The 8,673-nt window shown below is 33.9% G+C and carries 8 protein-coding genes; 6 read left to right on the top strand and 2 right to left on the bottom strand.

Annotated features, from left to right (window positions below; genetic code table 11):
- The first annotated feature begins 35 nt into the window (after window positions 1-35).
- The 6 genes from BXU01_RS06145 to BXU01_RS06120 all read left to right on the top strand — a co-directional run bounded on the left by BXU01_RS06145 (window position 36) and on the right by BXU01_RS06120 (window position 6,813).
- Window positions 36-749: a 3'-5' exonuclease gene (locus tag BXU01_RS06145; RefSeq protein WP_083692257.1), complete on the top strand. Its 714-nt coding sequence runs from the start codon at window positions 36-38 to the stop codon at window positions 747-749.
- Window positions 750-817: 68 nt separating this feature from the next.
- Window positions 818-1,891 carry a winged helix DNA-binding domain-containing protein gene (locus BXU01_RS06140; protein WP_083692255.1) on the top strand — a complete coding sequence of 358 codons (1,074 nt, stop codon included), beginning with the start codon at window positions 818-820 and terminating at the stop codon, window positions 1,889-1,891.
- 111 nt (window positions 1,892-2,002) lie between these two features.
- Window positions 2,003-3,442 (top strand): nucleoside recognition domain-containing protein, encoded by a 1,440-nt coding sequence (locus tag BXU01_RS06135; RefSeq protein WP_083692254.1) that lies wholly within the window; start codon window positions 2,003-2,005, stop codon window positions 3,440-3,442.
- A gap of 366 nt (window positions 3,443-3,808) precedes the next feature.
- The gene (gene tnpA, locus BXU01_RS06130) at window positions 3,809-4,270 is read left to right on the top strand and encodes an IS200/IS605 family transposase (protein ID WP_083692252.1); all 462 of its coding nucleotides are present in this window, start codon (window positions 3,809-3,811) and stop codon (window positions 4,268-4,270) included.
- 142 nt (window positions 4,271-4,412) lie between these two features.
- A complete protein-coding gene (locus BXU01_RS06125; RefSeq protein ID WP_083692251.1) occupies window positions 4,413-5,138 on the top strand; it encodes a hypothetical protein in 726 nt (241 codons plus the stop codon).
- Window positions 5,139-5,208: 70 nt separating this feature from the next.
- Window positions 5,209-6,813 carry a fumarate hydratase gene (locus tag BXU01_RS06120; RefSeq protein ID WP_083692249.1) on the top strand — a complete coding sequence of 535 codons (1,605 nt, stop codon included), beginning with the start codon at window positions 5,209-5,211 and terminating at the stop codon, window positions 6,811-6,813.
- Between the two features lie 134 nt (window positions 6,814-6,947).
- Here the strand turns inward: BXU01_RS06120 and BXU01_RS06115 are convergent, their stop codons facing one another.
- Window positions 6,948-7,442, bottom strand: a complete 495-nt coding sequence (locus tag BXU01_RS06115) for a PAS domain-containing protein (protein ID WP_083692247.1) — start codon at window positions 7,440-7,442, stop codon at window positions 6,948-6,950.
- A 101-nt stretch (window positions 7,443-7,543) separates the two neighbouring features.
- A complete protein-coding gene (gene dinB / locus BXU01_RS06110; protein WP_083692245.1) occupies window positions 7,544-8,626 on the bottom strand; it encodes a DNA polymerase IV in 1,083 nt (360 codons plus the stop codon).
- Window positions 8,627-8,673: the final 47 nt, after the last annotated feature.

The raw sequence follows: 8,673 nt of genomic DNA, 5'->3' as shown, positions 1-8,673 counted from the left end.
TTTGTGAAATTCGTGGCAAAACCACTTGAAAAAATATGATTGAAAAAATAAATCTTAATAACATTCTTTTTCTTGATATAGAAACGGTTCCTGAAGAAGAAAATTTTAATTCGCTTGATATAGAAATGCAATCTCTTTGGGATCATAAAACCCAGTATCAACGAAAAGATGATTTTACGCCCGAAGAATTTTACGATCGTGCCGGAATTTGGGCAGAGTTCGGAAAGATTGTTTGTATATCGGTTGGATATTTTACGATCAAAGGTGATATTCGGAATTTTCGTGTCACTTCGTTCTTTGGAGATGAAAAAAAGATTTTAAAAGACTTCAATAATTTACTAAATAATCATTACAATCAGCCACAACATCTTTTATGCGGACATAATGCGAAAGAATTTGATATTCCGTTTATTGCCAGAAGAATGATTATCAACCAAATTGCAATTCCTGACAAACTGAATTTGTTTGGTAAAAAGCCTTGGGAAATTGCTCATTTAGACACTTTGGAGTTATGGAAGTTTGGTGATTATAAACATTTTACCTCTTTAAAACTATTAACCAAAATTCTTGGAATCCCTTCTCCAAAAGGCGATATCGACGGAAGTCAGGTTGGCCATGTGTATTACGTAGAAAAAGATATTGATAGAATTGTAACATATTGTGAAAAAGATACAATTGCTGTAGCTCAGATTTTCCTGCGGTTGCGACGAGAGGATTTATTGATCGATGAGGAGATTATTCATATTTAGATAGAAGCAAAAAGGCACTGATTTACAAAGACTTAAAGTTTACTAACAAGCTTATAATGTTTTACTAAATGACACATCAGGAAATTTCACATCATAGACTTGCCGCTCAAAAGCTTCTTAAAACTAGTTCAAATTCTCCCGTTGAAATTGTTCATCATCTGGGCGCCATGCAAGCACAGGATTATGCGATGGCAAAATGGGCGATTGGATCCAGGTGTAATGCGACTGAGGCAGCCATTGAAGAGGCTATAAATTCAGCACAAATTATCAGAACTCATATTCTTAGGCCAACCTGGCATTTTGTAGCTGCTGAAGATATTTATTGGATGTTGGAACTCTCTGCACCTCAAGTTAAAAGATTCACCACTTCGGCGGCTCGTAAATACGGATTTGATGCTAAGAAATTAGATCAGGCGAATTCTGTAATAGAAAAAGTATTAAGCGGAAATAATCATTTTACCCGTGATGAAATTATGCAGGAACTTAATATCAAGAAAACTTCAAGCGAAGATTTTTTGAGTGCTGCAATTATGATGAATGCAGAACTTGACGGCTTGGTTTGTAATGGTAAAATGAAAGGAAAACAAATCACATATGCTTTATTGGAAGAAAGGGTTTCTAAACCAAAATCGAAACTAACAAAAGAAGAAGCTCTGGCAAAATTAGCCTTGCGTTATTTTGAAAGTCATGGTCCGGCAACATTACTTGATTTTTCTTGGTGGTCCGGTTTTTCGCCAACAATCTGTAAATCTGCCATTAATGCAATTGAGTTGCAAATGACTTCAATCGAAATAAACAAACAAACATACTGGTTTGTAAATCAACCAACTAACAGCAATTTGATTCACGAAAGCATACACTTTCTTCCTGCTTTTGATGAAATTTTAATCTCTTATAAAACCCGTGAAGCTTCTATTGTTTTAGAACATCAACCGAAAGCTTTTACTAATAATGGGATCTTTAAACCGATTATTCTCGAAAATTCAAAAGTTATAGGAACCTGGAAAAGGACGATTAAAAAGGATCATGCAAAAATAGAAACGCATTTTTTTAGCGAGACAGAAACCTCTAAAAAAGAAATTCTCTTTGACGGAATTAAAGCTTTTGAAAATTATCTGGAAACCAAAATCATTATCGAATAAATTGATTTTTCACTAAATCATTGTGCTTTATAATAAATACTTCGAGTTTCGACTGTAAAATCTTTGTACATATTATCGCTAAATAATTACATTTACAAAAAAATTAGCATTATGGTATTAAGTAGATTTTGGTTAACGATTTTTATTTCTTCGATTCTTTTTATTGTTGTAAGTTTATTTACAGCCAACACTTATACCATTGATTCAGTTATAAATGGAAAGAAAGATGATCCCATTTTAGTCTCTGAAAAATACATCGACGAACTTCCTGCTTTTATCAAAGACAGTATCAAAAAAGCACCGGATCAAAGCATGATTATCAATCGTGACACTCTTAATGCGGATACTACTTATGTTTATAAAAATAAAACTGTAAAAATTTTTAGTGGTCTTCAAAAATCTGATGGTTTATTACCAACTTGTAAAAGTACTTTGGTCGACTTGATCTTACCGCTTATTGCTTATTTAGCTTTTTTCTGCGGATTAATGGAACTACTAATCATTTCCGGCGCATCAGGAAAATTAGCTAAGGTATTGAGTCCGGTATTTGTAAAAGTATTTCCTAGTATTCCTGAAAATCATCCATCGATATCCTATATGACATTAAACTTTGCTGCTAATTTCCTTGGGTTAGATTCGGCTGCAACTCCATTTGGGCTTAAAGCCATGGAAAGTTTACAGGAAATAAACCCGGACAAAGACAAAGCGAGTGATGCTCAAATCATGTTTATGTGTCTTCACGCTTCAGGTTTGACTTTAATTGCGACTTCGATTATTGGATATCGCGCTGCGGCAAATGCCAGTAATCCTGCTGATGTGATGCTGCCATGTATTATTACCTCTTTCATAGGTACTATTGCAGCTTTTTTAATTGTGGGAATCAAACAAAAAATCAATTTCAAAAGTGCCTCTCTTCTCATTGTCTTAATGGGATTAATTGCTGCAATTGTTGGTTTATTGATGTACGTAAATCATCTGGATCTAATTGGTAAAAATTACTTTACCTCTAACCTTTCCGGATTAATATTAATTGGAATCATTGCCTTTACTTTGATTTTTGCCTTTAAAAATGAAAAGAAATTTATAGATGCCAATACTACGCCTTTTGACACGTTTGTAGTTGGAGCCAATAATGGACTTAAAACTGGGGTTACTATTTTTCCTTATGTATTGGGAATGTTAGTAGCAATTTCTTTATTTAGAAATAGTGGTTTATTTGAAATTATCAGTAACGGAATTGCTTTTGTTTTCTCGAATATGGGAGTAAGCAAAGAAATAACAAATGCATTGCCTGTAGCGATGTTACGTCCTTTTAGCTCTGCAGGATCCCGCGGATTTTTAATTGATTCGATGAATACCTTTGGTGCAGATTCTTTAACGGCAAGATTAAGCAGTATTTTTCAGTGTAGTGCCGAAAGCACATTCTATGTTATTGCGGTTTATTTTGGTTCTGTTAATATTAAAAACACCCGTTACGCATTGGGGACAATGCTTCTGGTGGATCTAATTTGTGTGATTACGGCGATTTTTGTAGCTACTTGGTTTTTTTAAATCATTACTAAATTTAACTGGACTAAAGTCCAGCTCTACAATATGGATTGAGCCGCTGGCTCTTTTTAAAGTTCCGGAGGAACGTTTTATATTGTAGGGCCGGATTTTAATCCGGTTTAAAATAGCAATTGAATGCATAGCTTTTTTTCAAAGTTCCGGAGGAACGTTTTATATTGTAGGGACGGATTTTAATCCGGTTTAAAATAGCAATTGAGTGCATAGCTTTTTTTCAAAGTTCAGAAAGAACGATTCATATTGTAGAGCTGGATTTTAATCCGGTTTAAATTATCAAAAACGATCTTATAAAATATTTGTAAGAATAATTTTGTATTATTGTAAGGTAATTTAAATCTTTATGAATACAAAATGTCAAATACCTATCATCAAGTATATATTCAGGCCGTTTTTGCAGTAAAATATAGAGAAGCACTTATCACTAAAGAATGCAAGTCAAAAATATTAAGTGTAATTGGAAATTTAATAAATGAAACAGGATGCAAGACCATAATTGTCAATGGAACAGAAGATCATGTTCACTGCCTGTTAGGTCTTAAACCAACTATTTCAATTTCGGAATTAATGAAAATTGTAAAAGGGAAATCGTCAAAATTTATAAATGATCATGAATTGACAAGACATAAATTCGAGTGGCAGGAAGGTTATGGTGTTTTTTCTTATAGTAGATCCCATATAGATGCTGTATATAAATACATTGCCAATCAGGAGGAACATCACAAAAAACAAAATTTTAGAGATGAATATTTATCATTCTTAAATAAATTTAATGTCAAATTTGATGAAAAATATATTTTTGAAAATTTAATATAATTATATTTAAACCGGATTAAAATCCGGCCATACAATATGACTCTAGCCGATGGCTCTTTATTTAAAGTTCCGAAGGAATGATTTATATTGTAAGGCTGGACTTCAGTCCAGTTGAACACAAAAACAATAATACCACACATTAATGAAACCACAATACCTTTTTATTCTATGCCTTTTAATTGGTTGCCAAAAACCAAAACCGGTAAATCAAGTAGTTGCTAAACTTCCGGAAACTAAATCTGAAGTAATCGCAGCTAAAGAGAGTTTCTTAAAAACAGATACTATTTCTATTTCTGATTATGGTGAAACATCAAAAGATAATTATATTCTGGCACATCTTTTAGATCAAAAAGCAGATAAAGACAGCATTGTCACAGGAAAATACCGACTTGATTTTTATCAGAATAAAATTAAAACCAATTCCTCAAAAATAACAATTGACGGAATCGAAAAAGGATCAGAATGGGGAGCTATATACGGATTAGGAACAGAAAGTGATAAAAATTCTCCGTTTATTCAGGTTAGTTTTGGATATCCGGCTTGCGGATACAATCAAAATCACTATTTGTATTATTTTAAAAATAGCGATGTACAGTTGGTGTACGAATGGTATACAATGTCTGACAGTGGCTGGGGAAATTGGGTTGAATTTGAAAAACCAGCAAAAGCAAATCCTGAATCTTTCTATTGCAAAACAGTTTCTTTTGAACCTGATGATAATGATGAAAATATGGGTACGGTAAAACACTCTGACTCGATGGTCTTTCGCTTAAGCGGAAATCGCTGGAAAAGTCAATTACTTTCTGCAAGAGACAAGACTTACTTTGAGAAAAAAATGAGTTTTGATGACTTTCATAAACAAGAATAAAACACCATAAACAGCCTTATTCAAATTCTTTCTTAGGTAAATAATTTCTAACTTTGTCAAAAACAAAACAATGATTGATTTTATATACCAAGACCCTTATCCTATTTTAAAGGATGATACGCAGTACCGCAAAATTACTTCTGATTTTGTGAAAGTTGAAAAATTTGGAGAACGTGAAGTTTTAACTGTTGACCCAAAAGGTTTAGAATTATTGGCCGAAGAAGCTTTAACAGATGTTTCGTTCATGCTAAGAACAACACATTTACAAAAACTTCGTAAAATTCTTGATGATCCTGAAGCTACAGATAACGATCGTTTTGTGGCTTATAATTTACTGCAAAATGCTTCTGTTGCTGCCGAAGGTCAATTGCCAAGCTGCCAGGATACTGGAACGGCAATTGTAATGGCAAAAAAAGGTGAGAGTATTTTTACCGGTGTTGATGATGCAGAATGGTTAAGCAGAGGAATCTTTAATACCTACCAAAAACGTAATTTACGTTATTCGCAAATTGTACCGATTTCGATGTTTGAAGAAAAAAATTCAGGATCGAATCTTCCGGCTCAAATTGACATTTATGCTAAAAAAGGAACTTCATACGAGTTTTTATTTATGGCAAAAGGCGGAGGATCTGCAAATAAAACATACTTATACCAACAAACAAAATCATTATTGAATGAAAAATCCATGGATGCTTTCATTCGAACAAAAATAAAAGATCTAGGAACTTCGGCTTGTCCTCCTTATCACTTGGCTTTAGTAATTGGAGGAACTTCTGCGGAAGCAAATTTAAGCGCTGTAAAAAAAGCATCTGCAGGATATTATGATCATTTGCCTACTTCTGGTAATATGTCTGGTCAGGCTTTTCGTGATATAGAATGGGAAGCTAAAGTGCAGCAAATTTGCCAGGAAAGTGCTATTGGTGCACAATTTGGCGGAAAATACTTTACACATGATGTTCGTGTAATTCGTTTGCCTCGTCACGCGGCTTCTTGTCCGGTTGGATTGGGAGTTTCTTGTTCTGCTGATAGAAATATAAAAGGAAAAATTAATAAAGACGGGATTTTCGTCGAGCAATTAGAAGTAAATCCAAAACAATTTTTGCCTGAAACAGCTCCTCATTTAGAAGCTCCTGTAGAAATTGATCTTGATATGCCAATGGCTAATATTTTGGCTAAATTGACTCAATATCCAATAAAAACCCGTTTAAAATTAAACGGAACTGTGATTGTAGCACGAGATATAGCTCACGCCAAAATCATGGAATTACTGGAAGCTGGTAAACCAATGCCGGAATATTTTAAAAACCACCCGGTTTATTATGCGGGACCTGCAAAAACTCCGGAGGGAATGGCTTCAGGAAGTTTTGGACCTACAACTGCAGGACGTATGGATGTTTATGTAGATGAATTCCAGAAACATGGCGGAAGCATGATTATGCTCGCAAAAGGAAACCGTACTAAACAAGTAACGGATGCTTGTAATAAATATGGCGGATTCTATTTAGGTTCTATTGGAGGTCCGGCAGCAATTTTAGCCCAGGACAATATCCTAAAAGTTGAAGTTGTTGATTTTGAAGAATTAGGAATGGAAGCCGTACGTAAAATCACCGTTAAAGATTTCCCCGCTTTTATCATTACTGATGATAAAGGAAATGATTTTTTCGAAAATTTATAATTTTTTAGTCGCTGAGACACTAAGTTGCTGAGTTACTAAGTTTTTTTCATAGGAAAACCGCCTGTTTTGGGCGGTTTTGTCATTTATATTATTGTTGAACTTGCTGTGAATCTTAGCTAAATTTGTGTTTAACTTTAAGCGACTTCTTTTTCAAAGGCAATAAAATGTGTTAATTGCCCCTTTATGTTGAAAACTGGAGAACCATTAATTTTGCATTTATAAGTTCGACCGTCTTTTCTATAATTTTGGATTGTTTTTTCAAAAGGGACTTGCAGTTTGATTGCTTCTCGAATCTCTTTTAAAACATTTTTTGAAGTTTTAGGCCCCTGAAACATTTTTGGCGTTTTACCTAATACTTCACATTCCGAATAACCTGTCATTCTTTTTATTCCGTTTGAAGCGAAAACAATTTTTAGTTCAAGATCGGTAACCAAAACAACTTCGTCTTTAATACGCTCTTCTATTTCAAGATTTTTTTCATTCCAGGTATATTGATTCGAAATCTTATTTACTCGCTTTAAATCGGCAAAAATGGCTTTCAGTTCATTTAAATATTCATAATGAAAATCCCATGCAAGGATAGGAACTGAATTGCGATGCAAAACATCATCAGAATTAGCTTTTTTCATTTGAAATAATTTTAAGGGTAATAGAATGTTTCACTCAAAGGTAGAACGAAAATTCATCACAAAATCAATTTTTTACCTATTTAACGATTGTTTAATAGCAATTAGAAAGAAAATTTTAATTGTACAACTACTGCTTTTTTTTCTTCTGTATTTAGATTGTTAAGAGAAATCCCAAGTAATCGAACAGAATCTTTCATACGCTCCTGATATAATAATTCTTCTACTGTTTCGAGAATCAGACTTTTATCAGATATAAAATAAGGCAGGGTTTTACTTCGGGTTTGCTGTGAAAAATCACTGTATTTAATTTTAAGTGTAACCGTTTTTCCTGAAATTTTATGCTTTTGCAATCGTCTTTCAAGAGATGTTGCAATTTTATCAAGCTGTTCTAACATAAAAATTTCGGATGTTAGATTGACATCAAAAGTGTTTTCTGCCGCAACTGATTTGGTTATACGATGTGGCTTTACTTCACTGTTATGAATTCCGCGAACTACATTAAAATAGAAAGCACCCGATTTTCCGAAATGTTTTTCCAGAAATTCAACTGATTTGCTTTTAAGATCAAGACCGGTAAAAATGCCTAATTGATACATTTTTTCTGTTGTCACTTTCCCTACTCCATAAAACTTTCTGATTGGTAAATCTTCTAAAAATGCTTCAATTTCATCCGGGTTTACGGTTTTTTGTCCATTTGGTTTATTAACATCGCTGGCAATCTTGGCAACGAATTTATTGACTGAAATTCCCGCCGAGGCAGAAATTCCGACCTCATTCAAAATTCTCAGTCTAATTTCCTGGGCAAGCAAACTCGCACTTGGATTTCCTTTTTTATTCTGTGTAACATCCAGATAAGCTTCGTCAAGCGAAAGTGGCTCTACCAGATCTGTATATTCATGAAAGATCGTATGAATTTTACTTGAAATCTCTTTATACCGATCGAAGCGCGGACGCACAAAAATAATATCCGGACAATATTTTTTAGCCAAAACTCCACTTATAGCACTTCGCACACCAAATTTGCGGGCTTCATAACTTGCTGCTGAAACTACTCCTCTATTCTCTGAACCGCCTACAGCAACAGGTTTTCCTCGTAAAGCAGGATTATCCATTTGCTCTACCGAAGCGTAAAAAGCATCCATATCAATATGGATTATTTTTCGATATTTAGGTGCGTCTGACATTATGCAAATTTAAACAGTAAAGCAATAAAAAGAGCGTTGTTATAGTT

The sequence above is a fragment of the [Flexibacter] sp. ATCC 35103 genome (assembly GCF_001975985.1).
GTDB lineage: Bacteria > Bacteroidota > Bacteroidia > Flavobacteriales > Flavobacteriaceae > Flavobacterium.
The sequence above is the reverse complement of the archived record's forward strand: the minus strand, read 5'-3'. Positions and strand labels throughout refer to the sequence as shown.